This is a genomic window from Mesorhizobium sp. M0983, from assembly GCF_040318975.1.
In the GTDB taxonomy this organism is placed as follows: domain Bacteria; phylum Pseudomonadota; class Alphaproteobacteria; order Rhizobiales; family Rhizobiaceae; genus Mesorhizobium.
The window spans coordinates 1-24,522 of record NZ_JAMYNH010000004.1 but is presented as its reverse complement, the minus strand read 5'-3'; the positions used below and the strand labels follow the sequence as shown (position 1 = coordinate 24,522).

Here is a 24,522-nt window from a genome sequence, read left to right as displayed (position 1 = left end):
CCTCTGTTAGGACGCGGGCAAATGCTCTTGCAAGTCAGGACCGACTGATGATCCCTCGCTACTCCCGGCCGGAAATGGTGGCCATCTGGTCGCCCGAAACCCGGTTCCGCATCTGGTTCGAGATCGAGGCCTACGCCTGCGACGCATTGGCCGAGCTCGGCGTCATCCCGAAGGAGGCCGCCAAGACCATTTGGGAGAAAGGCGGGGCGGCGAAATTCGATGTCGAAGCCATCGACGAGATCGAACGCGTCACCAAGCACGACGTCATCGCCTTTCTCACCCATCTTGCCGAATTCGTCGGGCCGGATGCCCGCTTCATCCATCAGGGCATGACATCCTCCGACGTTCTCGACACCTGTTTTGCCGTGCAGCTCACCCGGGCCAGCGACATCCTCCTGGCCGACATTGACGGGCTGCTTGCGGCGCTCAAGCGCCGCGCCTTCGAGCACAAGGATACGATTACCATCGGCCGCAGCCACGGCATCCATGCCGAGCCGACCACTTTCGGCGTCAAGCTGGCGCAGGCCTATGCCGAATTCTCGCGCTGCCGCGAGAGGCTGGTGCACGCACGCGAGGACATCGCCACCTGCGCCATCTCGGGTGCGGTCGGCACCTTCGCCAATATCGACCCCTATGTCGAAGAATACGTGGCCAAGAAACTTGGGCTGAAGCCCGAGCCGGTGTCGACGCAGGTGATCCCGCGCGACCGCCATGCGATGTTCTTCGCCACGCTCGGCGTCATCGCCTCGTCGATCGAGCGGCTGGCGATCGAGATGCGCCATCTGCAGCGCACCGAGGTACTGGAGGCGGAGGAGTATTTTTCGCCCGGACAAAAGGGCTCGTCGGCGATGCCGCACAAGCGCAACCCGGTGCTGACCGAGAACCTCACCGGCCTTGCTCGCATGGTGCGCTCCTTCGCGCTGCCGGCAATGGAGAATGTGGCGCTGTGGCACGAGCGCGACATCTCGCACTCGTCGGTCGAGCGCATGATCGGGCCCGACGCGACGGTGACGCTCGATTTCGCGCTGTCACGGCTGACCAGCGTCATCGACAAACTGCTGGTCTACCCCGACAACATGCTGAAGAACATGAACAAGTTCCGCGGCCTCGTGCATTCGCAGCGCGTGCTGCTGGCGCTGACGCAAGCCGGCATTTCGCGTGAGGAAGCCTACCGGCTGGTGCAGCGCAATGCCATGAAGGTGTGGGAGCAAGGCGCTGATTTCCTTGAGGAACTTTTGGCCGACAAGGACGTTGTTGCAGCTCTGCCTGAGGCCGAGATCCGCGAGAAATTCGACTTGGGCTATCATACCAAGCATGTCGACACGATCTTCAGCCGAGTGTTCGGAGAAGCCTGATGATTTCGGCGGCCGGAGATTTCGATTTTCTTGCCCTGCCCGGCCGCGGCAATTCCGGACCGGATCATTGGATGTCGCATTGGTGCAGGGTGCTCCCCAATTCGAGCCGCGTGCTGCAGGCAGAGTGGGACCGGCCGAAGCCTGAAGACTGGATCGGCCAGGTGGATGCTGCGGTGGCCGCCGCACCGCGCCGCATCGTGCTGCTTGCACATTCGCTGGCAGTGGCGACGGCGGTGAAGTGGGCTTCCGGGGCCAGTCAAAGCCAGCTCGACAAGGTCGCGGCGGCGTTCCTGGTCGCCGCGACCAATGTCGAGGATACCGATCCCTCATTCGACGCGGTGCGCCCGTTCGCGCCGATGCCGCTGAAGCGCCTGCCCTTCCCGGCATTGGTGGTGGCGAGCCGCAGCGACCCGCGCGTCACCTTCGACAAGGCGACCGCTTTTGCCGCAGCCTGGGGCGCGGATATCGCCGATGCCGGCGATCTCGGCCATATGGGAAACGAGGCCCGCCTGGGCGTATGGCCAGCGGGCCTGCTGATGCTAGGACGCTTACTCGAGAAGGCTAACCTCTAGCCTACGCCTTACCGGGAACCGTCCTTATCACTGTGCCCCACGGATCCTCGCGGGTAGTGTCGCTCGCGGCATTGTCCGAACGCATCTCGACCCAGGCCAGGCCGGAGCGGGAGGGATCTCGGCGACCGGCACCCGGGCTCTGCCACGCATTTGCTCCGATATGATGATGATAGCCGCCGGACGACAGGAACACCGCCGCGCCACCATATTTTGCCACCGTGTCGAAACCGAACTCCTGGTGCCACCATGCTTCGGCTTCTTCCGGCCTGCCGACCCGCAAATGGACGTGGCCGATAATGCTGTTTTCCGGCGCGCCCTGCCAGCCGGCGTCGCCGGCCGGCACTTCGGCAACCACCGAAGGGATGTTCAGCCGCTCCGTCGCCATCGCGATCTTGTCGCCGTTCCATTTCCAGTCCTGCGGACGGCGGTCGGCATAGATCTCGATGCCGTTGCCTTCCGGGTCGGTCAGATAAAGCGCCTCGCTGACCAGATGATCGGATGCGCCCTCGATGCCGATCTTGCCGGCGATGGCATGATTGATCCAGCGGCCGAGATCGGCCCGACTGGGCAGCAGGAAGGCGGTGTGGAAAAGACCGGCGCTGCGCGGGTCATCGGGTTTCGCCGCCGGATCCGCTTCGATGTCTAGCAAAGGGCGATTGACTGCGCCGAGCGTAATCGTGCCGCCGGCGCGGCTCAGTTCCTGCAGGCCGACGACTTTGCGGTAGTAGGCAGCGAGATTTTCTGCATCGCGCGCCCGCAAGCCGACGCGGGCAACGCTGACCGGGGTCGTCGCGGCAAAAGGCAGTTCGCTCATCAAAGTGCTCCGTTCAGGCGGCGTTCGACAAGCTTCCAACAAGGGAACCCGGCGCCATCGATCATTCTACGCCGTGTCCGTGCCAAAATCTCGGAACAGCCATTCTTTCCCGGCGACAGATCGTCGATCGCGATCGTTCACACAAGAGTGCAAGAAGCGAACATGGTGTTCACAATTGCGAGCAGAAGGACCCGTCAGAGGCCGTTTGCGTGCGGCTCTTTGGACCCATACCTGGTTGCACCCGACAGTGTCGCTCGCTACATGCGCGCCATGAAAGTCAAGGAAGCAGATATTCTCATCGTGCCGGGCTACACCAATTCCGGCCCCGATCATTGGCAGAGCCGCTGGCAGTCGAAACTATCGACGGCGCGCCGCGTCGAGCAGGCGGAATGGTCGAAGCCGGTGCGGGACGATTGGACGGCAGGTGTCGCCAAGGCGGTCAACGAGGCCGAGCGGCCGGTCGTCATCGTCGCTCACTCGCTTGGCGTCGCCGCGGTCATCCAGGCATTGCCTCGGTTCGAGCGGCCGGTCGCCGGCGCCTTCTTCGTGGCGCCGCCCGATGTCGCCAATCCCAAGATAAAGCCGAGGCACCTGATGACCTTCGGCCCCTATCCGCGCGACCCGCTGCCATTTCCGTCGGTGGTGATCGCCAGCCGCAACGACCCGTTTTGCGCCTTCGGCGTCGCCGAGGACATTGCCGCGGCCTGGGGCTCGCTGTTCATCGACGCCGGCGATGCCGGCCATCTCAACGCGGATTCCGGCTTTGGGCCCTGGCCCGAAGGGTCGATGACCTTCGCGAAATTCCTGACGGATCTCTAGGAAGCGATTGAACCCCTGACGCTGCTCAGCAGGGTCTTTGCCCCAAGCGAAATCAGCGAATGCTCGGAACCCATCGCCAGCAGCCGGTAACCCATCGACACCACGCGACCGGCGATGGCCGGTTCCATCACATAGATCGCCGCATGCTTGCCGGCCTTGCGGGTGCGCTGGGCGATCGAGGCGACGGTCTCCATCATGCTCTCCAGCGTCGAACTGACGGTGGTTCCCTTCGACCAGGCGATCGAGAAATCCGACGGGCCGAGGAAGATCCCGTCGATACCCGGCGTGTCGAGAATGCCGTCGAGTGCATCAAGCGCGGCGCGCGTTTCGACCATGGCGAACGCCATGGTGCGCTGGTTACTGTCGCGCAGCCAGTCGGCATAATCGCCCTTGCCATGGCGCGGAAAGGCATAGGTCGGCCCCCAGGAGCGCTCGCCGAGCGGCGGGTATTTCATGGCGGCGGCAAACAGCTTTGCGTCCGCCACTGAATTCACCATCGGGGCGATCACAGCCTCGGCGCCGAAGTCGAGCGCGCGGCTGGCCATGTCGAAGCGGCCGACCGGGATGCGCACCAGCGCCGGCTTGTTGGCCGCCAGCACCGGCACAAGCCCGCGCAGCACGCTGTCCTCGTGATGGCCACCATGCTGCATGTCGAGCGTAACCGCGTCGAACCCTTGTCTGGCCAATATCTCGACAGTCAGGGCATCCGGCACGCCGGACCATGCGGTGAACAGCGTCTCGTCGGCCGCCAGGCGTGACTTCAGGGACATTGGTGATTTCCTCTTTGCTTGCAGCAATTCAGCCGGAAATGACCGCAAAGGCAAAGAAAAACCGCCCGGTTAGGCCGGGCGGTCGATTGGTCCAGCATTCGATCGATGTCGGTGGAAGGATCAGGTGTTCTTGATCTGCTCAATCGCCTGCGCCATCAATTCATCCATGGTGCGGCGGATCTGATGGTCCGACTGATCGATGCCGGCTGCATCGAAATCCTTGCGTATCTTGCGGAAGACGTCGTGATCGCCGGCTTCCTCGATGTCGCTGACGACCACTTCCCTGGCATAAGCGTCGGCATCGGCGCCGGATTTGCCGAGCTTTTCGGCAGCCCACAGGCCGAGCGCTCTATTGCGGCGTGCCGCAGCCTTGAACCGAAGTTCCTCGTCGAATGCGAATTTGCGCTCGAAGCCCTCTTCGCGGTCTTTCATGCTGCTCATGGCATCCCTCCGTGAAATCCGATTCGTTGGGTCAATATGTGTTGCCGGAGCACAAACCAAAAGGGCGCCGGCCGGTCAATATGCTACATTGCCTGCTGCGCTGCGGCATTTCGGTCCCGAAAGCGGTTGATTGAAAGGATTTGCCGATTGAGCAAACAGTGCGATTGGGATAGACACCGGCATTGAACCCCACCGTCGCCATCTTATTTTAGGCAGACGGACAGGAACTGGTCGCTTGCCGCCTGCCCGCAAATCCAGAGAAAAATCAGATGAAAAATCGCCGCCGCATTTATGAAGGCAAGGCCAAGATCCTTTATGAGGGACCGGAGCCTGGCACGCTGATCCAGTTCTTCAAGGACGACGCCACCGCTTTCAACAAGAAGAAGCATGAAATCGTCGATGGCAAAGGCGTGCTCAACAACCGCATTTCCGAGCACATCTTCAACCATCTCAACCGGATGGGCATTCCGACCCACTTCATCCGCCGGCTCAACATGCGCGAGCAGCTGATCAAGGAAGTCGAGATCATCCCGCTCGAAGTGGTGGTACGCAACGTCGCCGCCGGCTCGCTGGCCAAGCGCCTCGGCATCGAGGAAGGCACCGTGCTGCCGCGCTCGATCATCGAATTCTATTACAAGGCCGATGCGCTCGACGATCCGATGGTCTCGGAAGAGCACATCACCGCCTTCGGCTGGGCGAGCCCGCAGGAGATCGACGACGTCATGGCGCTGGCCATCCGCGTCAACGACTTCCTTTCCGGCCTGTTCATGGGCGTCGGGATCCAGCTCGTCGATTTCAAAATCGAATGCGGCCGCCTGTTCGAAGGCGATATGATGCGCATCGTCGTCGCCGACGAGATCTCGCCGGATTCCTGCCGGCTGTGGGACGTGGCGACCCAGGACAAGCTCGACAAGGACCGCTTCCGCCGCGACATGGGCGGGCTCGTCGAAGCCTATCAGGAAGTTGCCCGCCGCCTCGGCATCATGAACGAGAACGAACCGCCGCGCCCTGCCGGACCGGTGCTCGTCGCATCGACCGACGGTGTCAAAGGCAAGCCGCACTGACGGCTTGCCCGCTCAACAGGTGAACAGGAGCATGTCCAGCGTGATCAAGGCCCGCATTACCGTAACCCTCAAGAACGGCGTGCTCGACCCACAAGGCAAGGCAATCGAGCATGCGCTTTCCGGAATGGGTTTCGGCGGCGTCGGCCAGGTGCGGCAAGGCAAGGTTTTCGATATCGAGCTTGCCGAGGGCGACAAGGCCAAGGCCGAGGCCGATCTGAAAGCTATGTGCGACAAGCTTCTGGCGAATACGGTGATTGAGAATTACGCGGTGGAGATCGGCTGAGCTTGTCGAAAGACATCCAGATATCGAAGTTCATGAGTCTTGTTTTACGCCATGCTCCCCATGAAGCGGGGCTGACTTTGGATGAGAACGGTTGGACTGATTTCAACAAACTTTGCGCGGCAATTCAGGCGAAGTTCGGCACATCCGCCGCCGAGGTTGTTCGGATCATCGACGAGAACCCGAAAAAGCGCTTTGCAATCGACGGTGATCGTGTCCGTGCGGTTCAAGGCCACAGTGTCGAGATTGATCTCGGCCTGTCGCCATCAATTCCTCCAACAGTCTTATATCACGGCACCAAGGAAGAGTTTCTCCCCAGCATCTTACGAGAAGGCTTGATCAGCCAGTCTCGGCAGCACGTTCATTTGTCAAAAGACATTGAAACAGCTGTGATCGTCGCACAGCGCCGCAAGGGGAGAAGTGTTATCCTGCGGATCGACTCGGAAAACATGACCAAAAACGGCGCCTTATTTTTTCTTTCCGAAAATGGCGTCTGGCTGACCAGCCATGTTTTGCCGCGATATCTGTTCCAACTCAACGAGCATGAATTCTCATGAAATCAGCCGTCGTCCTGCTCCCCGGCCTTAATCGCGACCGTGACATGATCGCGGCGCTGACCAAGATTTCCGGCACGCCGCCGGTCACCGTCTGGCAGACCAACACTGAAATTCCCGACGTCGACCTGATCGCCATTCCCGGCGGCTTTTCCTTTGGCGATTATCTGCGCTGCGGCGCCATTGCCGCGCGCATGCCGGTAATGCGGGCTGTGGCCGAAAAGGCGGCCAAGGGCGTCACGGTCATCGGCGTCTGCAACGGCTTCCAGATCCTGGTCGAGGCCGGCCTGTTGCCGGGTGCATTGATGCGCAACACCTCGCTGAAATTCGTCTGCCGGCAAGTCAAGCTGCAGATCGCCAATGCCAACTCGATGTTCACCAGCCGCTATCAGCCGGGCCAGGTCATCCGCGCGCCGGTGGCGCATCATGACGGCAATTATTTTGCCGATGCCGAAACGCTGGCCCGCCTCGAAGGCGAAGGCCAGGTGGTGTTCCGCTACGCCGAAGGCACCAATCCCAACGGCTCGATCAACGACATTGCCGGCATCGTCAACGGCCGTGGCAATGTGCTCGGCCTGATGCCGCATCCCGAGAACCTGATTGAAGCGGCGCATGGCGGCAGCGACGGCCGGGCGCTGTTCGAAAGCGCGCTGGGCATCGCCGCTTGATGCATTCAATCTTCCTCCTGGAGCGACGGTCATGAAACTCTATTCGCGACCGCTGTCGCCCTATTCGTCGATCGTGCGGGCGCTGGCCTACATCAAGAACGTGCCGCTCAAGGTCATTGCACCGCCGCCTGGGTTTCCCATTCCCGAGGCATTCCGTGCCATCTCCCCGCTCAACCGGATTCCAGTGCTGATCACCGGCTCGGGCGAAACGATCGTCGAATCCGTGGTCATTGCCGAATATCTGGAGGAGCGCTTTCCCGAGCCAGCGCTGCTGCCCAAGGATTCGAAAGACCGGGCGTTGGTGCGCATGTTCGCCCGCATCACCGACCTTGACGTGCTCGCCCCAACGATGAAGCTGTTCGAGCTCTATTTCGTGCCGCAGCGCAACGAGGCGGAGATCAAGGCACAGTTCGCCCGATTGCATCACGGGCTTGCGGCAATCGAGGCCCGCATGGCGCATGGCCCGTTCGCGCTCGGCGACGACATCTCCTTCGCCGATGCGTGGCTGACGCCGACCCGCTTCGTCTTCAACAATTTCAGGGCGACGATCGGCCGCCCCGACCTGCTTGACGCCTATCCGAAATTCGATGCCTATGAGCAAATCGCCTTGCAGCATCCGGCGCTGTCGCGCGTCTGGGGTGAGATGACAGACGGTCTGAAGATCTTTCTGTCCGAACTCGAGATGGGCGCCGCTTGACCATGCGATCGACACTCGCCAGCCTCGCCCTCGCCACTGCCGCCGGTCTTGTACTCGCCTCCTGCCAGGCAAGCCCGAAGAGCACGCCGGCGCCGGCAGGCAAGAGCGCGTCACTGCTTGCCATGGAGCAGGTGGCAATAGCTGCCCACAAATGCTGGATCGCCAGCAAGGACCCTGCCTTCAAATCCTATCAGATGGCCAACGAGCTGAATTCGTTCAGCGGCACGCCGCGCTTCCTGCTGGTGCCGGCCAAACATTATGGCGGAAAGCCGTTGCTGGTCGTGCAGGCGCAAGGCAATTCGAGCCGCGTCGACGTGTTCGGCCCATTGATGGCGGAACCGCTCGGCGGCCGCATCGGCTCGGACATTGCCCGCTGGCAGGCGGGCAATCCGGCCTGTGGCGCTGCTGCCTAGCCCAATGGGTCGCTTGCTGCAGATCACCGGTCTGGTCGTCGGCCTGGCCGGGCTCGTCCTGCAGCTCTGCATCACCGTCCCGGCATCAATGGAAGCCGGCCGCGGCTTTGTCGGCTCGCTGGTCTTCTATTTCAGCTTCTTCACCATCCTGACCAACATCGGCGCGGTGCTCGTCCATGCCTCGTTGCTGTCGTCGACGGGTTATGCCTGGTTTCCGGCCTTTGCCGGGCCACGGATACGGGCGGGCGTAGCCGTTGCCATAAGCCTGGTCCTCATTATCTATGCCACGGTCCTGGCGCAGCTTTGGCAGCCGCAAGGGCTGTTCCTGCTCTGCGACGTGCTCCTGCACTATGTGACGCCGGTGGTGTTCGTGCTGTGGTGGCTTGTGGCGGGCGCCGACGGCTCGACGCGATGGCGTGACATCTCGTGGTGGATGATCTATCCGATCGCCTATCTGGCCTACGCGCTGCTGCGGGCGCCGATCGTCGGCGAAGTACCCTATCCATTCCTCGACGTCTCCAAACACGGGGCGGCCAGCGTCGCCGTCTCGGCTCTGGCCATCACCGGGCTTTTTCTGGTTCTGTGTATCGTGGCCGTGCTTGTGGACCACGGCGTATCGAGGCTCAGGGCGGCGGGCGTCCGCTAAAGTGCGGTGCCTCAACCCTCAGTCCCAGAACGGCCTGAGGCCCTCACGATGGGCATCACAACGCGTAATGCCTATGTCCTTGAGCTGGTCGTCGGTCATCTCGAGCAGGACCAGCCGGCTGCGCCGACGATCCATTAGCCTGCCAATCCATCTCGCGAAGGATCCGAGCGTACGCACCAGCCGACTAACATAGGTTGGCCGGCCTAACGGAGGCGCCACCTGCATCTGCAATTCAGCCCTAACGGAGCGGATTGTCTCTATTGTAGCCATTTTCTTTCTGCCAAAACTTCGGATTGTACCCTTCTCGCCGCCGATCTGATATGTATTGACTCACATCCTGGTGCAATGTAAAAAATTGTCACCATGACAACTTGGCTTCCAGATCTTACCGCGGGTACCGGCCCGCTCTATCAGCGGCTTGCCGATTCCATCGAGACGGACATCGACCGCGGCCTGATCGGTGCAGGGGCAAAGCTGCCGCCGCAGCGCGATCTGGCATACGACATCGGCACGACCGTCGGCACGGTCGGCAGGGCCTATCAATTGCTGCGCGAGCGGGGATTGGTCAGCGGCGAGGTCGGCCGCGGAACCTATGTTCTCGCTCAGCAGTCGGAAAGCGCAAAACCGGATTTCCTGGAGCCGGTCGAACAAGGCACGCGCTATATGGATGCGCCCGGCGACAAGCTGCGCTTCGATAGCACCGCCGCACCGGATGTCGGCCAGGGTGCCATCGTCGCCGATGTGTTGACACGCACGGCGCAAGACCATCCGCATGAGATTTCAAGCTACACGCGTGATTTCCCGGACCGCTGGTTCGAGGCCGGCAGGCGCTGGCTGTCGCGCAATTCCTATCGCCCGGCGGCGGATGCCATTGTCCCCACGCTCGGCACCCACGCCGCGGTGATGGCAACAATTGCGGGGCTCACTGCCCCCGGCGACTATGTCGTCTTCGAGCACCTCACCTATTCGCAGATCTCCCGCAGCGCCGGCCTTATCGGTCGCCGGACCGCACTGGTGGCGGCTGACGACGAGGGCATCGATCCCCAGGATTTCGAGCGCGTCTGCGCACAAAAGCATCCGAAGATGATGTTTTTGATGCCGACGGCCAAGAATCCGACGCTGACAACGCTGTCGGCATCGCGCCGCGAGGCAATCGCGCATGTCGCCCGTCAATATAACGTCGTCCTGATCGAGGACGATCTCTATGGCGGACTGACCGACGACCCGACGCCTTTACTGGCCGAATATGCTCCCGAACGGACCATCGTTGCCGGCGGCCTGTCGAAATCGGTCGCGGCGGGTGTTCGCGGCGGTTGGCTCGCTTGCCCGCCGGCCTATCGTCACCGCATCCGGGTTGCCCATAAGATGATGACGGGCGGCCTGCCCTTTCTGCTGGCGGAGGTGGGCAGCCGGCTGGTGTTGTCCGGTCAGGCCGCCGAGATGCGCAAGCGCAGCATTGCCGAGATCGGTGCGCGCATCGCGATCGTGCGCGAGACACTCGACGGCTTCGACTTCAAGGCGCTGGATAATGTGCCGTTCGTCTGGCTCACTTTGCCGGACCCATGGCTTTCCGGCACTTTCAAACAGGCTTGCCTCGAACATGGCGTGCTCATCGACGACGAGGACGAGTTCAAGGCGGGGCGTTCCGAACAGGCCTTTCACGGCGTGCGGTTTGGCATCTCGCAGCCGCGACAGCGGGACGATATTGCGCACGGCGTCGCTGTGATCCGGCGGCTTCTGGACGAAGGCCGCGCCGGCTACGACAGCTTTTCCTGAACCGGCTTGAAACCGGCGGGTCGAGTGGCGATCTTCCGCTACTTGCGGCAAGCTGTTGCTTTCCGTCGTTTTAGTCATCCGACGGGGTGTATCGGCTGCAAAGCTTGCGATAAGACGGGACTCGATCCCAAGGACACAAATTGCCGATCATGACCATTTCCAATTCCGTGCCGATCACTCCGGAACTCATTGCCGCGCACGGGCTGAAGCCCGACGAGTACCAACGCATCCTCGACCTGGTCGGGCGCGAGCCGAGCTTTACCGAACTCGGTATTTTTTCCGCGATGTGGAACGAGCATTGTTCCTACAAATCCTCGAAAAAATGGCTTCGTACGCTGCCGACCACCGGGCCGCAAGTCATCCAGGGCCCGGGCGAGAATGCCGGCGTGGTCGACATCGGCGACGGCGACTGCGTCGTCTTCAAGATGGAGAGCCATAACCATCCCTCATATATCGAGCCTTATCAGGGAGCGGCGACCGGCGTCGGCGGCATCCTGCGCGATGTCTTCACCATGGGCGCGCGGCCGATCGCGGCGATGAACGCGCTGCGCTTCGGTGCGCCGGATCATCCCAAAACCAGGCACCTCGTTGCCGGCGTCGTTTCCGGCGTCGGTGGCTATGGCAATTCCTTCGGCGTGCCGACGGTCGGCGGCGAGGTCAATTTCGACGCCCGCTACAATGGCAATATCCTGGTCAATGCGTTTGCCGCGGGCCTCGCGAAGACGGACGCAATCTTTTTGTCCGAGGCCAAGGGCGTCGGCCTGCCGGTCGTCTATCTCGGCGCCAAGACCGGTCGCGACGGCGTCGGCGGCGCCACCATGGCCTCGGCCGAATTCGACGACAAGATCGACGAGAAGCGGCCCACGGTCCAGGTTGGCGATCCCTTCACCGAAAAATGCCTGCTCGAAGCCTGCCTCGAACTGATGGCGTCCGGCGCCGTTATTGCCATCCAGGACATGGGTGCCGCTGGTCTCACCTGCTCGGCGGTCGAAATGGGCGCCAAGGGCGACCTCGGCATTGAGCTCGATCTCGACAAGGTGCCGGTGCGTGAAGAGCGCATGAGCGCTTATGAGATGATGCTTTCGGAGAGCCAGGAGCGCATGCTGATGGTGCTGCGCCCCGAAAAGGAAAAACAGGCCGAGGCGATCTTCCACAAATGGGGCCTCGACTTTGCCATCGTCGGCAAGACCACCGACGATCTGCGCTTCCGCGTGCTGCACCAGGGCGACGAGGTCGCCAACCTGCCGATCAAGGATCTCGGCGACCAGGCGCCGGAATATGACCGTCCCTGGGTCGAGCCGAAGAAGCCAGCGCCATTGGGCGCCGGCGATGCACCGCAAACCGATGTGGCCGAGGCTTTGCTGAAGCTGCTTGGCGGGCCGGACCTGTCCTCGCGCCGCTGGGTGTGGGAGCAGTACGACACGCTGATCCAAGGCAATTCGTTGCAGCTTCCCGGCGGCGATGCCGGCGTCGTGCGGATCGACGGTCATCCGACCAAGGCGCTCGCCTTCTCCTCCGACGTGACGCCGCGCTATTGCGAGGCCGACCCCTACGAGGGAGGCAAGCAGGCGGTGGCCGAATGCTGGCGCAATCTTACCGCCACCGGTGCCTTGCCGCTCGCGGCCACCGACAACCTTAATTTCGGCAATCCGGAACGGCCGGAGATCATGGGTCAGTTGGTCGGCGCGGTGAAAGGTATTGGCGATGCCTGCAGGGCGCTGGGCTTCCCGATCGTCTCCGGCAACGTCTCGCTCTACAATGAGACCAACGGCCAAGGCATACTGCCGACACCAACCATCGGCGGCGTCGGGCTGATTGCCGATTGGTCGAAAATGGTGCGGATCGGCTTTGCCGCCGAAGGCCAGATGATCGTGCTGGTCGGCGCACCGACCATGTGGGGCACGCATCTTGGCCAATCGGTCTATATGCGCGACATCCATGGCCGTGCCGACGGCCCGCCGCCGCCCGTCGATCTCGATCACGAAAAGCGCGTCGGTGACCATGTGCGGGCGCTGATTGCGTCGGGCGTCGTTACCGCGGCGCATGACGTTTCCGATGGCGGCATCGCGGTGGCGTTGGCCGAGATGGCGATGGCCTCCGGCATCGGCGCGACCATCCCCGGCCTGATCGGCACCGATCCGATCCCGGTCTGGTTCGGCGAGGATCAGGGCCGCTATCTGCTGACGCTGTCGATCGACCCGCAGAGCGAGGCGTGGGATGCCATTCGCGAACAGCAAAGCAAGCTCGGCATTTTTGCACCGTGGATCGGCTCGACCGGCGGCAGCGAACTGAAGCTGGGCGAGGCACGTGCGATACCGGTCAGTGAATTGACCGCTGCCCACGAATCCTGGTTCCCTCGCTTCATGGCAAATGAGGTCGTGGACCCGTGATGTGATCGAGTGGAGCCGTTTCACTGTGGTTCATCCGCCGTTTCGACCATATCTATGAGTTCACGACCTGAACAAGGAATCCTCGCATGGCAATGGACGCCCACGACATCGAACGGCTGATCAAGGAAGGCATTCCGGACGCCAAGGTGACGATTCGCGACCTGGCCGGCGATGGCGACCATTATGCGGCGGAGGTGGTGGCCGAAAGCTTTCGCGGCAAAAGCCGCGTCCAGCAGCACCAGATGGTCTATGACGCGCTGAAGGGCAACATGGGCGGCGTGCTGCACGCGCTTGCCCTGCAGACCAGCGTGCCGGACTAAACTCCCGTCCAGTTACCGGCTCGCAAGCGCCTTGCCGGTCACGGCAATGATCGGCCCGGCCGGATAGTTTCCACCAACAATCATCCGCTCGCCATTCGACAGCGCCGACACGACCCCGTCGAAGAAAAGCGCATTGGGGCAATTGAGCGCATCTCGAAACAGCCGTGCGAAGCTGCCGAGGCTGACTTGAGAGCGCGAGATCGCCAGCACGACGGTGTTTTCGTCAAGCACGCCGACGCCGTTGCGGATATAGCGCGATGTGCCGTCCTGCTCGAAACGGGGATGAAGCCGGCCGTCGATCACCAGCATCGGGCCGGATTGCGTGGCGACCATCACGTCCGGCCCGGCCGCGGCATAGGCACTTGTCTCCATGACCGCCGCCTTGCCGTCCTTGCGGACCACGAATACGCCATTCGGTTTCAGGAAGAAATTGCCTTCGCTGTCGGCGACGTTGAGCGGCGCCTTCTCCCGGCCGTCTTCGACGAGAAGGCCGACTGGGGTCAGATCTTGGTGATACATGCCGGCGTTCATGGCGAGCAGCACCGGCCGGCCCTGATCCGCCATCGCCTTGTCGAATTTGTCCAGGGAACCGAAGGCCTTGCCGTCGAGGCCTACGTGGAACACACCGATGTCATAGCGGCGCAGATCGATTTCGCAGACGACGTAGGCGGCCGCCTCGAAGCTCGCGTCGCGGCACGGCGCCGGCAATTCACCGCCGACGACGAGGGGTGGCTGTCTCGGCGACCTGGCCCACCAAATCAAGGCCAGTGCGGCGAGCAGAACGGCGAGGAGGAACCCGGCGAGATATCGTCTTTTCATCGCGCCTCGGGAAAGATGGTGGCCAACGGCTTGGCACAAGATCAGACGTTCCTTTGCGCCATTTGCATGGCAAGGCGGCAAACATCTTGTTTCGCGCAACCCATGGGTTTATTTGAAGGGTAATGTTCGAGCCTGACTCCCACAGGCATGAAAGGGTATTCCATGAGCGGCATCAACGACTACATCGATAATGAAGTGAAGGGCAACGACGTTGTTCTCTTCATGAAAGGCACGCCCGGCTTCCCGCAATGCGGATTTTCCGGTCAGGTCGTGCAGATCCTCGACTATATCGGCGCCGACTATAAGGGTGTCGACGTGCTGACGTCGGCCGAGCTACGGCAAGGCATCAAGGACTATTCCAACTGGCCGACCATCCCGCAACTCTACGTCAAGGGCGAATTCGTCGGCGGCTGCGACATCATCCGCGAGATGTTCCAGGCGGGCGAATTGCAGACCTTCCTCGTCGAAAAGGGCGTCAGCGTCAAAGGCGCCGCCTGACTTCTGTTTTGCGTATGGCTCTCCGAAGATCGACTGCGATTGTCGGGGTCATGCGCTTAGCGCCGGGGCACCTTGGCAAAAAGTTGTGCCCGCTATCGGGGCAATGAACGAATGGATGCGTCGGCACGCCGGCGCATTTTCGTTTGAAGATCGGACTGGCCGTGGATCAGCAAGCACAAGCGCAGCAAAAGGCAAGCACCTTGCCTATTCCGCGCTGGGAATTCATCGCGCTATGCGCGGCGCTGATGGCGCTCAATTCGCTGGCCATCGACATCATGTTGCCGGCGCTGCAGCAGATCGGCGCCTCGCTCGGCGTCGAAAATGAAAACCACCGGCAATATGTGATCACCGCCTACATACTGGGCTTCGGCGGTGGGCAACTGTTCTTCGGGCCCGTCTCGGACCGCTTCGGGCGCCGCGCTCCGCTGGTTGCCGGGCTGGTGATCTATGTTGCGGCGGCGGGCGCTGCTGCAGTCGCCCCGTCATTCGCCACGCTTCTGCTATGCCGGGCCGTGCAAGGCATCGGCGCGGCGGCGACGCGCGTCATTGCCGTCTCGATCGTGCGCGATACGTTCGACGGAAGGCGCATGGCCGAAGTCATGTCCTTGATCTTCATGGTGTTCATGGCAATTCCGGTGGTGGCACCCGGTATCGGCCAATTCATCATGCTGTTTGCGACCTGGCACGTGATCTTCGTCACCATGGCGGCCGGCGCGCTGATCGTGTCCGCCTGGTCGCTGTTGCGCCTGCCCGAGACACTACATCCAGAATATCGCCGGCCGCTGACGCTGTCCTCCATCATCGGCGGCTTCCGCATCGTTCTCACCAACCGCATCGCGCTCTGCTACGCCTTCGCCAGCACCTTCATCTTCGGCGCCATGTTCGGCTTCATCGCCTCGGCCCAGCAGATCTATGTCAGCGTGTTCGATGTCGGCGAGATGTTCCCGGTCATCTTCGCGGGGGTTGCCGGCGTGCTTGCTTTTTCGAACTACCTCAACTCGCGCCTCGTCGGCCGCATCGGCATGCGCCGTCTGTCGCAAAGCGCGCTGCTGCTGTTTCTGGCCATCAGCCTTGCCTGGCTGGTCGTTTCCATCGAAATGAAGATGCCGCTCTGGCTCTTCATTACTTTCTTTGCCTGCGCCATGGTACCGTTCGGCGCGCTCGGCGCGAACTTCAACGCGCTCGCCATGGAGCCGCTCGGTCACCTGGCCGGCACCGCCTCGTCGATTCTCGGGTTCATGCAGACATTTCTTGGCGGCATCCTCGGCACGCTGATCGGCCAGGCCTTCAACGGTACGGTAACGCCGCTGGCCGCCGGGTTCTGCAGCGTGTCGGTGGCGGCGCTGCTGATGATTCTCATCGCCGAGCGCGGCAGGCTGTTCCAGCCGCAAAACCCGCCGGTCTAGTTTTACGCGCTGGCGGATAAAACTATTCCGCCCAAAGCTCGCGGCGCAGCTCCCGCCAGCTTTCCCTGTCCGGCGCGACCAGCAGGCCACCTCCGACATGTGACGGCAGATAGGCGCTGCCGTCGAAGCGCGCGGCATAACCGCCGGCCTCGGCATGGATCAGTACGCCGGCCAGATGGTCCCACGGCATCAGCTTGTTATAGACGACGAAATGGCCGTGGCCGCTGGCCAGCAGGCGGTATTCGTGGGCTGCGCAGCGATAGTTGAACTGCGACAGCGACTTGGTCTGATTGCGCGCCAGGCGTGAGCGGTCCGGCTCGGGTAGATAGTGCCACGAGACCGCTCCAGTCATTTCCGATATCGGCGCCGGTTTGGCGACATGGACTTTTTCGAAATTGCCATGCGCGTGCCGAATATGACTGCCGGCGCCACTGACGCCGACCAGCCAGTCCTTGCCGACGGGATCGTGGATGATGCCGGCGACCGTCTCGCCCTTGACCACGACGCCAAGCATGACGCCGAACAGCGGCACGCCGGAGGCGAAGTTGAAGGTGCCGTCGACCGGGTCTACGACGAAGGCGAGTTCGGCATCGCCGAGACCGTCGAGCAGCGTCGGGTCGTCGGAGCAGGCCTCCTCGCCGACGATCATCGCCTTGGGATACCGCTGAAGCAGCCTGGCGGCGATGAGCCGCTCGGCATTCACGTCGGCCTCGGTCACAAGATCGGCGGCCGAGGTCTTGCGACGCACGTCGCCCTCACTCAACCGGCGAAAGCGCGGCATGATCTCGGCGACGGCAGCGTCCGACAGAAGGTCGGCAAGCCAGTCGATCGCGCTGTCGTCAAATGTCATGGGGACCGTCTTGCTTTGCGTTAAGAGCATCGTTGAGGGCGGCGAAATCGAACAGCGTCCTGTCGAGCAGATGCGAGCGCCGCACATTGGCCATGGCACGGATCATGGTGTCCTTGCGGCCGGGCATGCGCTTCTCGATGTCGTCGAGCATCGCTTTCATGGCGTTGCGCTGCAGGCCTTCCTGGCTACCGCACAGATCGCACGGAATTATCGGGAATTTCATGGCGCCGGCGAATTTCTCGAGATCGGCTTCCGCACAATAGGCGAGCGGCCGCAGCACCATGACGTCGCCTTCGTCGTTGAGCAGCTTCGGCGGCATGGCGGCGAGGCGTCCGCCATGGAACAGGTTCATGAAGAAGGTTTCCAGAATGTCTTCGCGGTGATGGCCGAGCACCAGCGCCGAGCAGCCCTCCTCGCGGGCAATGCGATAGAGATGGCCGCGCCGCAGCCGCGAACACAGCGAGCAATAGGTGCTGCCCTCGGCCAGCTTGTCGATGACCACAGAATAGGTGTCCTGATATTCGATGCGATGCGGAATGGCATGGCTGTCGAGATAGTCGGGCAATATGTGCTTGGGAAAGTTCGGCTGGCCCTGGTCGAGATTGCAGGCCAACAGCTCGATCGGCAGCAGCCCGCGCCATTTGAGATCGAGCAGCACGGCAAGCAGGCCGTAGGAATCCTTGCCGCCCGACAGAGCGACCAGCCAGCGGTCGCCGGGCCTCACCATTGAGAAATCGTCGATCGCCTGGCGGGCAAGCCGCAGCAGCCGCTTGCGCAGCTTGTTGAACTCGACGGAGGACGGCACATCGGCAAACAGCGGATGAAAGCCGCCTTCGGCGTAGGCGACCGGTTCGAGCGTTTCGGCGTCTGGCTGCATGTTCACGGCGCGTCGGCCCTAAAGTCCTGTTGCCGCCCGCAGTAGCGCATCGAACTGAAAATCGAAATCGATTTCGGAATCACGCCGCGAAAAAGGAACGAAAAAGAAAAGGCCGCCCCGATAGGGCGGCCTTCGCTTGTATCGCGTACGAACGCGCCGATCAGCGCGAATAGAATTCGACGACCAGATTCGGTTCCATCTGCACGGCAAACGGAACGTCGGCCAGGCCGGGGATGCGCGTGAAGGCGGCGGTCATCTTGTTGTGGTCGGCCTCGATGTAATCGGGCACGTCGCGCTCGGCCAGGCCCACCGATTCCAGCACGATGACCAGCTGCTTCGACTTCTCGCGCACTTCGATGACGTCGCCCGGCTTGCAGCGGTACGAGCCGATGTTGACGCGCTTGCCGTTGACGTTGACGTGGCCGTGATTGACGAACTGGCGCGCCGCAAAGATGGTCGGTACGAACTTGGCGCGGTAGACGACTGCGTCGAGGCGCGATTCGAGCAGGCCGATCAGGTTCTCCGAGGTGTCGCCCTTGCGGCGGTCCGCCTCTTCATAGACCTTGCGGAACTGCTTTTCCGAAACGTCGCCATAGTGGCCCTTCAGCTTCTGCTTGGCGCGCAGCTGCAGGCCGAAATCGGAAAGCTTGCCCTTGCGGCGCTGGCCATGCTGGCCGGGGCCGTATTCACGCTTGTTGACCGGGGACTTCGGGCGGCCCCAGATGTTTTCGCCAAGACGGCGGTCGATCTTGTACTTCGCGGATTCGCGCTTGCTCATCGCATTCCCTTTCAAAACAACACACCCGGAACCTCATGGTCCGGGTGAAGGAAACGCGCCCTCCTCTGGCCCCCGTTTTCGAGACCTGACAGGGTTTTCCACGCAACGCGACGGAAAACCCACGGGACACGTCATTTCAAACAGGACATCAGGAAATTAAAACCGGCTTCCAAACGTCTTGCACACATAAAGAAAACCACCGGGCATTGCGGCCCGGTGTTGGTGGGCTGGTTAAACGGAGATTTAACCGCTGTCAAGCTTCCGGCTGGCGCGAATCGCCGAACCGGATAGTGTTGCGGTTGTAGAACGTGCCGGATGTGGCGGGAGGTTGCGCCAGCGGCATCAGGAAGGGACTGAAGTCAGAGGAGCTGGAATTCGCATGAAGAAGTTCTTCCTTACGTTGGTAGGAGCCGCGGTGATGGCCGGCACGATGGCGGTCGCGCCCGAGCCGGCGCAGGCCCGGCATTGGCACGGCCACAGGCATCACCAGGTCTGCCGCATCGTGGTCAAGAAGAAGGTGGTGTGGCGGCACGGTCATCGCAAGGTCATCCGCTACAAAGTGCGGCGCTGCGGTTGGGGATGGAACTGGTAATTTTCGCCCTCGCCGGTTGAGACTTCAGGGCCCGCGGCTCAGCCGCGGGCTTTTTATCGACCGGCATCCGCCGCCAGAATGGTCAGTCGATCAGTGTTTCGATTTCTTTTCCGGCAGGCCCTTGCGCTTGGTCTCGGCGAATTCCTCGAGCTGTTTTTCGCTCATGGATTTATACATTCCCTTCGACGCGCCTTTGAGCTCGCTCTTCTTGGTCTCGCCACGCTTGGCGGACAGTGCAGCACCGGCGGCTTTCTGCTGGGCTTTCGAGGTGGCTGGCATGATCGTTTCTCCTGTTCCTCAATGAGAAAAGAACGCATCGCCCTGGGCTGATGTTCCCGGAGCACCAAAGTGCCTGGGGTCAGGATACCGCCAGGCCAAATCCCTGCATCAGCCGGCGCGTCGGAAAATCGGCCTCGTTCGAGGTGAAGACGGCAAAATCGGCGCCTTCCGGCAGTACCTCTCTGCGATAACGGGCCTCGGTATCGGCGAGCAGCGACAGCGCGCGGCGTGCGATCGCCTCGGCCGGGTCGAGCCAGTCGACCGGCCAAGGTGCTGTCTTGCGCATGCGGTTGGCCAAAAACGGATAATGGGTGCAGGCAAGCACGACGATGTCGGTGCGTAACCCGTCATGCTCGACGAAGCACGGCGCGATCTCGGCGCGCACGGCGTCCTCGTCGACAAAACCATCGCGCATATAGGCTTCGGCCAATCCCGCCAGCTTGTCGCTGCCGACCAGGCGGACATGGCATTTCTGCGCCCATTTGCTGATCAGGTCGCGCGTGTACTGGCGCTTGACGGTGCCGGGCGTAGCCAGCACCGAAACTAGGCCTGAGCGCGTGCGTTCCGCCGCTGGCTTGATGGCCGGCACGGTGCCGACGAAAGGGTGGCCGGGAAACCTCTCGCGCAACGCATCGATGACCAGCGTCGAGGCGGTGTTGCAGGCGATGACCGAAATAGCCGGCGAAAACCGTTCGAGCAGCCTGGCGAACAACTCTAGGATGTGTGTTCTCAGCGCCGGCTCCTCCCAGGCGCCGAAGGGGAACGCCGCGTCGTCGGCGACATAGATGAAGCGGCGGTCAGGCATCAGGACGCGCGCCTCACGCAGCACAGTGAGGCCGCCAATGCCGGAATCGAACATCAGGATCGGACGGGCGCTCGATGGACTGGTCATTATCATTGAGTCACTAAGGGCTGGGAATCACAAACGAGATCACGAGAGAAGGTTCGGCCCATGCTTTTTGCTTCGGCCAATGATGCTTTATCCCGGCCGCTTCTATCTGGAACCATCATGGCCTTGATGCGGCGAGACGGTCACACAAGGCCCCGCTTGCCGAAGCCGCCGGCCCGCGGCCGGCCGTTCGCCGGAGATGCAGGGTGAGGTGCAGGGTGGTTCGACGGCACCGGTGCGGCCCGCATGGCATAGGCCGGAGCCAGGGCCGCCACGCCGGCGGCCGACTCTGAATGGGGCGCCGCGGCGCCGCGCAGCGGCCCGGGCGGGTCGAAATCGTCGAAACTCAGGGATGACGCCATATCCGAAGAGCTACCGCCCGCCGGCTTGGCCGCCAAGATGACCGCCCACAGCCCGACGAGAGCTAATCCCAGCAGGTTAAGGCCGGAATGCGACTCGTCGCCGTCGAACTTTACGACAAGAACAGTGCCGGCCTGCAGAATCGCAAACAGGGTCGAGAACACGATATACGACCAAAGGATCCAACCGGACCCTTGCGCATCGCGGCTTCGACGCCAGGCGAAATTCGCGCGGAACAGAACAATCACCAGCGAGGCGACGAGAACGGCCGCGGCCAGCCCTTCCCTGGAAGGTCCGGGCTTCGAATTGGCCAAACCCTCGATGCCGATGGTCAGCACGACGCACAGCACAAAGGTCACGATTTCCGCAACCAGCAAGGCCGCCGAATAGAAGAAAAAGCGAGGACGACCGATATCCGAGCTAAACATCCGAGGATCCATCGTTTTCCAGACAATGGATCACATCAAATAACATTCGGTTACTGGTGAGATATGGGCAACTCGAAGGCTAGTCTTTGTCCTTCGCCTTGCCGGCGCGTGCCGCGGCCGCCGGGAGCCGCCTTGGATCGTCGCCGGGCGATCCGTCGCCGCGCGGCATGGCCGGCGAGAACCTGTCCAGCGATGATATAATACCGCGTAGCACCTTGAGCTCCGGCTCGGCAAAACCGGGGCGGGTCAGCACTGCGCGCAAATTGTCGACCATCTTCGGCTTCTTCGGTGCCGGGCGGAAATAGCCGCGCGCCTCCAGTGCACCTTCCAGATACGCAAACAGGGCGTGCAATTCTTCCTTGGCAGCTGGCGGCATTTCGGGACCGGAGAAGTTGGTCCTGGTCTCGTCTTCCAGGCCGGACTTCATCCATTCATAGGACATCAGCAGGGCCGCCTGGGCGATGTTGAGCGAGGAGAAGGCTGGATCGACGGGGAAGGTGATGATCTCGTCGGCAAGGCCGACCTCGTCATTATAGAGGCCGAAGCGCTCGCGCCCGAACAGGATGCCGGTGCGCTGGCCGGCCCGCTGCCGCGCGCGCAGCGCCCTGCCCGCCTCGACCGGGCCGCGCACCGGTTTGAAATTGTCGCGCGCGCGCGCCGTGGTGGCGAAGACGAAGTTCAAGTCGGCGACTGCCGAGCCCAGGTCGTCGAACACCTCGACGGCATCGATGACATGGTCGGCGCGGCTTGCCGCGGCACGCGCCTTCTCGCTCGGCCAGCCGTCACGCGGATTGACGAGGCGCAGTTCGGCAAGGCCGAAATTGGCCATGGCGCGTGCAACCATGCCGATGTTCTCGCCGAGCTGTGGCTCGACCAGGATGATCGCCGGTCCGGACGCAGGCGTTCCGGAGGCAAGAGGGTTGTCGGGATCCTGGGTGGCGGTCATGGTTGTCAATGAACTGCTGTTTGCGGCATTTCGCAGTCCCCTGCCACATTTGGCGGCGAAAATGAAGCTTTCGCAAAGAATGCCGGCACTACGGCGCGGTTCGCCGTTTGCGCGGCCAAAAAGCCTTTGATATACGGGCCGCATCCCAGGGCCGGCAGCCGTGCGGGCAAGGCCGTTCCGTTCCCCAAAAGCGAGGCATTCTTTCCATGGCGAAGATCAAGGTGGCGAACCCGGTCGTCGAACTCGACGGCGACGAGATGACCCGCATCATCTGGCAGTTCATCAAGGACAAGCTGATCCACCCTTATCTCGACCTCAAGCTCGAATATTACGATCTCGGTATCGAGCACCGCGACGCCACCAACGACCAGGTGACCATCGATTCGGCCAATGCCATCAAGAAATACGGCGTCGGCGTGAAATGCGCGACGATCACGCCCGACGAGCAGCGCGTCGAGGAATTCAAGCTGAAGAAGATGTGGAAGTCGCCGAACGGCACCATCCGCAACATCCTCGGCGGCACCATCTTTCGCGAGCCGATCATTATGAAGAACGTGCCGCGGCTGGTGCCCGGCTGGACCAAGCCGATCATCGTCGGCCGCCACGCCTTCGGCGACCAGTACCGCGCCACCGACTTCCGCTTTCCCGGTAAGGGCAAGCTGACGATCAAGTTCGTCGGCGAGGACGGCCAGGTGATCGAGCACGACGTCTTCGACGCACCCGGCGCCGGTGTCGCCATGGCCATGTACAATCTCGACGAGTCGATCCGCGAATTCGCCCGCGCCTCGCTGAATTACGGCCTGCTGCGCAATTACCCCGTCTACCTGTCGACCAAGAACACCATCCTCAAGGCCTATGACGGCCGCTTCAAGGATATCTTCCAGGAGGTCTACGAGGCGGAGTTCGAAGCCGAGTTCAAGGCCAAGAAACTCTGGTACGAGCACCGGCTGATCGACGACATGGTGGCCTCCAGCCTGAAATGGTCGGGCGGCTATGTCTGGGCTTGCAAGAATTATGATGGCGACGTGCAGTCGGACACGGTGGCGCAAGGCTTCGGCTCGCTCGGCCTGATGACCTCGGTGCTGATGACGCCGGACGGTAAGACCGTCGAGGCGGAGGCCGCGCACGGCACCGTCACCCGCCACTATCGCCAGCACCAGAAGGGCGAGGAGACCTCGACCAATTCGATCGCCTCGATCTTTGCCTGGACGCGCGGCCTCGCCCACCGCGCCAAGCTCGACGACAATGCCGAACTGAAGCGTTTTGCCGAGACGCTGGAACGGGTCTGCATCCAGACGGTCGAGTCCGGCTTCATGACCAAGGACCTGTCGCTGCTGATCGGTCCCGACCAGCCATGGCTTTCGACCACCGGCTTCCTCGACAAGATCGACGAGAATTTGCAGAAGGCGATGGCCTGAGCTCCTCCGACATGGACAAGCCCGTCGTCTACGGCGCGGACTACAGCGTCTATGTGCGCATCGTGCGGCTGGTGCTCGAGGAAAAGGGCGTCGGCTACGAGCTGGTGCCCGTCGACATCTTTGCGGCGGACGGCATTCCCGGCTGGTACTTCGAGCACCAGCCGTTCGGCCGCATCCCAGCCTTCGAGCATGACGGCTTTCGCCTCTACGAGACCGGCGCGATTGCCCGTTATGTCGACGAAGCCTTTGACGGCCCGGCGCTGCAACCGGTCGAAGCCCGGCCTCGATCACGCATGAACCAGATCACCGGCCTGCTCGACGCCTACGCCTACAGGGCCATGGTCTGGGATGTCGCCGTCGAGCGGCTGGAAAAAACGCCGCCCGACGAAGCCGTGATCGCCAACGGGTTGAGGCAGGCGAGAACGGCATTGCAGGCGCTGTCTTCGCTGAAAGCCGAAGGGCCTTGGCTGTTGGGGACGGAACTGACGCTGGCCGACCTGCACGCCGCACCGATCATCGGCTATTTCGTCAAGGTCGCCGAGGGGCGAAAACTGCTGGCGGAGTTTGCCGATATCCAGGATTGGTATGTGCGCATCGCGGCGCGTGCGGGTTTTGCGAAGACCGAAAAGGCAGAGTGAGGAGACAAGCATTCGGCAATAGGCCTTCTGGTGATTAGCGAAAGCCGAAGTGACATCCAATCTCGATAGTGTCCTGAAGGTTCTGCAAAAAGTTTTGGAGAGAGAACGGCGCTTGCTCTGAAGGGCGAGCGGCCATGGCACGGTGGTGACGTTGCAATCACCGAT

Annotated in this window: 30 protein-coding genes; 18 read left to right on the top strand and 12 right to left on the bottom strand. The window is 62.1% G+C overall.

The window, feature by feature from the left end; all coding sequences use genetic code 11:
- The first annotated feature begins 47 nt into the window (after window positions 1-47).
- Entirely contained in the window at window positions 48-1,355 is a 1,308-nt protein-coding gene (gene purB, locus NKH71_RS09175) for an adenylosuccinate lyase (RefSeq protein WP_023717395.1), read from the top strand.
- A complete protein-coding gene (locus NKH71_RS09170) occupies window positions 1,355-1,927 on the top strand; it encodes an RBBP9/YdeN family alpha/beta hydrolase (RefSeq protein WP_023717394.1) in 573 nt (190 codons plus the stop codon). The genes purB and NKH71_RS09170 overlap by 1 nt, the downstream gene beginning before the upstream one ends.
- Window position 1,928: 1 nt before the next feature.
- On the opposite strand, the gene NKH71_RS09165 is transcribed toward NKH71_RS09170, so the two are convergent.
- A complete protein-coding gene (locus NKH71_RS09165) occupies window positions 1,929-2,741 on the bottom strand; it encodes a VOC family protein (protein WP_352790711.1) in 813 nt (270 codons plus the stop codon).
- Window positions 2,742-3,011: 270 nt separating this feature from the next.
- Here NKH71_RS09165 and NKH71_RS09160 point away from each other — a divergent pair, with 270 nt between their 5' ends.
- On the top strand, window positions 3,012-3,560 hold the full coding sequence (locus tag NKH71_RS09160; RefSeq protein ID WP_352790726.1) for an RBBP9/YdeN family alpha/beta hydrolase: 549 nt from the start codon (window positions 3,012-3,014) through the stop codon (window positions 3,558-3,560).
- Here NKH71_RS09160 and NKH71_RS09155 read toward each other — a convergent pair.
- Window positions 3,557-4,330: an HpcH/HpaI aldolase family protein gene (locus NKH71_RS09155; protein ID WP_352790713.1), complete on the bottom strand. Its 774-nt coding sequence runs from the start codon at window positions 4,328-4,330 to the stop codon at window positions 3,557-3,559. The genes NKH71_RS09160 and NKH71_RS09155 overlap by 4 nt on opposite strands.
- 120 nt (window positions 4,331-4,450) lie before the next feature.
- Window positions 4,451-4,771: a DUF1476 domain-containing protein gene (locus tag NKH71_RS09150; RefSeq protein ID WP_023674726.1), complete on the bottom strand. Its 321-nt coding sequence runs from the start codon at window positions 4,769-4,771 to the stop codon at window positions 4,451-4,453.
- 269 nt (window positions 4,772-5,040) lie between these two features.
- Here NKH71_RS09150 and purC point away from each other — a divergent pair, with 269 nt between their 5' ends.
- From purC to NKH71_RS09115, 7 genes are read left to right on the top strand one after another with little or no spacing between them, the layout of a single operon-like run.
- Entirely contained in the window at window positions 5,041-5,835 is a 795-nt protein-coding gene (gene purC / locus NKH71_RS09145) for a phosphoribosylaminoimidazolesuccinocarboxamide synthase (RefSeq protein ID WP_023674725.1), read from the top strand.
- A 40-nt stretch (window positions 5,836-5,875) separates the two neighbouring features.
- Window positions 5,876-6,118 carry a phosphoribosylformylglycinamidine synthase subunit PurS gene (purS, locus tag NKH71_RS09140; RefSeq protein ID WP_023717389.1) on the top strand — a complete coding sequence of 81 codons (243 nt, stop codon included), beginning with the start codon at window positions 5,876-5,878 and terminating at the stop codon, window positions 6,116-6,118.
- Complete coding sequence (locus tag NKH71_RS09135) at window positions 6,115-6,672, top strand: RNA 2'-phosphotransferase (RefSeq protein ID WP_352894988.1); 558 nt, start codon at window positions 6,115-6,117, stop codon at window positions 6,670-6,672. Before purS ends, NKH71_RS09135 begins: the two co-directional genes overlap by 4 nt.
- Entirely contained in the window at window positions 6,669-7,337 is a 669-nt protein-coding gene (purQ, locus tag NKH71_RS09130; RefSeq protein WP_352790715.1) for a phosphoribosylformylglycinamidine synthase subunit PurQ, read from the top strand. The genes NKH71_RS09135 and purQ overlap by 4 nt, the downstream gene beginning before the upstream one ends.
- A gap of 31 nt (window positions 7,338-7,368) precedes the next feature.
- Entirely contained in the window at window positions 7,369-8,034 is a 666-nt protein-coding gene (locus NKH71_RS09125; RefSeq protein ID WP_352477367.1) for a glutathione S-transferase family protein, read from the top strand.
- 2 nt (window positions 8,035-8,036) lie between these two features.
- Window positions 8,037-8,447 (top strand): hypothetical protein, encoded by a 411-nt coding sequence (locus NKH71_RS09120; protein WP_352790717.1) that lies wholly within the window; start codon window positions 8,037-8,039, stop codon window positions 8,445-8,447.
- Between the two features lie 4 nt (window positions 8,448-8,451).
- Window positions 8,452-9,093: a Pr6Pr family membrane protein gene (locus tag NKH71_RS09115; RefSeq protein ID WP_352790719.1), complete on the top strand. Its 642-nt coding sequence runs from the start codon at window positions 8,452-8,454 to the stop codon at window positions 9,091-9,093.
- A gap of 18 nt (window positions 9,094-9,111) precedes the next feature.
- Here the strand turns inward: NKH71_RS09115 and NKH71_RS09110 are convergent, their stop codons facing one another.
- Complete coding sequence (locus NKH71_RS09110; RefSeq protein ID WP_353022699.1) at window positions 9,112-9,318, bottom strand: DUF1127 domain-containing protein; 207 nt, start codon at window positions 9,316-9,318, stop codon at window positions 9,112-9,114.
- A gap of 138 nt (window positions 9,319-9,456) precedes the next feature.
- Between NKH71_RS09110 and NKH71_RS09105 the strand changes: the two genes are divergently transcribed.
- The 3 genes from NKH71_RS09105 to NKH71_RS09095 all read left to right on the top strand — a co-directional run bounded on the left by NKH71_RS09105 (window position 9,457) and on the right by NKH71_RS09095 (window position 13,579).
- The gene (locus NKH71_RS09105; RefSeq protein ID WP_352790721.1) at window positions 9,457-10,869 is read left to right on the top strand and encodes an aminotransferase-like domain-containing protein; all 1,413 of its coding nucleotides are present in this window, start codon (window positions 9,457-9,459) and stop codon (window positions 10,867-10,869) included.
- Between the two features lie 149 nt (window positions 10,870-11,018).
- The gene (gene purL / locus NKH71_RS09100) at window positions 11,019-13,259 is read left to right on the top strand and encodes a phosphoribosylformylglycinamidine synthase subunit PurL (protein ID WP_023717381.1); all 2,241 of its coding nucleotides are present in this window, start codon (window positions 11,019-11,021) and stop codon (window positions 13,257-13,259) included.
- A gap of 86 nt (window positions 13,260-13,345) precedes the next feature.
- A complete protein-coding gene (locus NKH71_RS09095) occupies window positions 13,346-13,579 on the top strand; it encodes a BolA/IbaG family iron-sulfur metabolism protein (RefSeq protein WP_023674714.1) in 234 nt (77 codons plus the stop codon).
- Window positions 13,580-13,591: 12 nt separating this feature from the next.
- On the opposite strand, the gene NKH71_RS09090 is transcribed toward NKH71_RS09095, so the two are convergent.
- Window positions 13,592-14,398 carry a phosphodiester glycosidase family protein gene (locus tag NKH71_RS09090; RefSeq protein WP_352495801.1) on the bottom strand — a complete coding sequence of 269 codons (807 nt, stop codon included), beginning with the start codon at window positions 14,396-14,398 and terminating at the stop codon, window positions 13,592-13,594.
- Window positions 14,399-14,560: 162 nt separating this feature from the next.
- On the opposite strand from NKH71_RS09090, the gene grxD reads away from it, so the two are divergent.
- Window positions 14,561-14,896, top strand: coding sequence for a Grx4 family monothiol glutaredoxin (gene grxD / locus NKH71_RS09085; protein ID WP_023674712.1), 336 nt, complete (start codon window positions 14,561-14,563; stop codon window positions 14,894-14,896).
- 206 nt (window positions 14,897-15,102) lie between these two features.
- Window positions 15,103-16,302, top strand: a complete 1,200-nt coding sequence (locus tag NKH71_RS09080; RefSeq protein WP_031193515.1) for a multidrug effflux MFS transporter — start codon at window positions 15,103-15,105, stop codon at window positions 16,300-16,302.
- Between the two features lie 22 nt (window positions 16,303-16,324).
- Here the strand turns inward: NKH71_RS09080 and NKH71_RS09075 are convergent, their stop codons facing one another.
- The 3 genes from NKH71_RS09075 to rpsD all read right to left on the bottom strand — a co-directional run bounded on the left by NKH71_RS09075 (window position 16,325) and on the right by rpsD (window position 18,807).
- Complete coding sequence (locus NKH71_RS09075; protein WP_352481171.1) at window positions 16,325-17,152, bottom strand: inositol monophosphatase family protein; 828 nt, start codon at window positions 17,150-17,152, stop codon at window positions 16,325-16,327.
- A complete protein-coding gene (gene ttcA / locus NKH71_RS09070) occupies window positions 17,142-18,029 on the bottom strand; it encodes a tRNA 2-thiocytidine(32) synthetase TtcA (RefSeq protein WP_352481309.1) in 888 nt (295 codons plus the stop codon). The genes NKH71_RS09075 and ttcA overlap by 11 nt, the downstream gene beginning before the upstream one ends.
- A gap of 160 nt (window positions 18,030-18,189) precedes the next feature.
- Window positions 18,190-18,807, bottom strand: coding sequence for a 30S ribosomal protein S4 (rpsD, locus tag NKH71_RS09065; RefSeq protein ID WP_023717376.1), 618 nt, complete (start codon window positions 18,805-18,807; stop codon window positions 18,190-18,192).
- 379 nt (window positions 18,808-19,186) lie between these two features.
- Between rpsD and NKH71_RS09060 the strand changes: the two genes are divergently transcribed.
- Entirely contained in the window at window positions 19,187-19,399 is a 213-nt protein-coding gene (locus NKH71_RS09060; RefSeq protein ID WP_023674706.1) for a hypothetical protein, read from the top strand.
- A gap of 90 nt (window positions 19,400-19,489) precedes the next feature.
- Here NKH71_RS09060 and NKH71_RS09055 read toward each other — a convergent pair whose 3' ends face one another.
- From NKH71_RS09055 to NKH71_RS09040, 4 genes are all read right to left on the bottom strand, one after another.
- Window positions 19,490-19,678 (bottom strand): DUF3008 family protein, encoded by a 189-nt coding sequence (locus NKH71_RS09055; protein WP_023717374.1) that lies wholly within the window; start codon window positions 19,676-19,678, stop codon window positions 19,490-19,492.
- 79 nt (window positions 19,679-19,757) lie between these two features.
- Window positions 19,758-20,570, bottom strand: coding sequence for a glutamate racemase (gene murI, locus NKH71_RS09050; protein ID WP_023717373.1), 813 nt, complete (start codon window positions 20,568-20,570; stop codon window positions 19,758-19,760).
- A gap of 140 nt (window positions 20,571-20,710) precedes the next feature.
- The gene (locus NKH71_RS09045; RefSeq protein ID WP_502900347.1) at window positions 20,711-21,355 is read right to left on the bottom strand and encodes a DUF805 domain-containing protein; all 645 of its coding nucleotides are present in this window, start codon (window positions 21,353-21,355) and stop codon (window positions 20,711-20,713) included.
- A 79-nt stretch (window positions 21,356-21,434) separates the two neighbouring features.
- Window positions 21,435-22,301, bottom strand: coding sequence for an RNA methyltransferase (locus tag NKH71_RS09040; protein WP_352790724.1), 867 nt, complete (start codon window positions 22,299-22,301; stop codon window positions 21,435-21,437).
- A gap of 206 nt (window positions 22,302-22,507) precedes the next feature.
- On the opposite strand from NKH71_RS09040, the gene NKH71_RS09035 reads away from it, so the two are divergent.
- The gene (locus tag NKH71_RS09035) at window positions 22,508-23,719 is read left to right on the top strand and encodes an NADP-dependent isocitrate dehydrogenase (protein WP_023717370.1); all 1,212 of its coding nucleotides are present in this window, start codon (window positions 22,508-22,510) and stop codon (window positions 23,717-23,719) included.
- Window positions 23,720-23,730: 11 nt separating this feature from the next.
- Window positions 23,731-24,357, top strand: coding sequence for a glutathione S-transferase family protein (locus tag NKH71_RS09030; RefSeq protein WP_023717369.1), 627 nt, complete (start codon window positions 23,731-23,733; stop codon window positions 24,355-24,357).
- The last annotated feature ends 165 nt before the right edge of the window (window positions 24,358-24,522 follow it).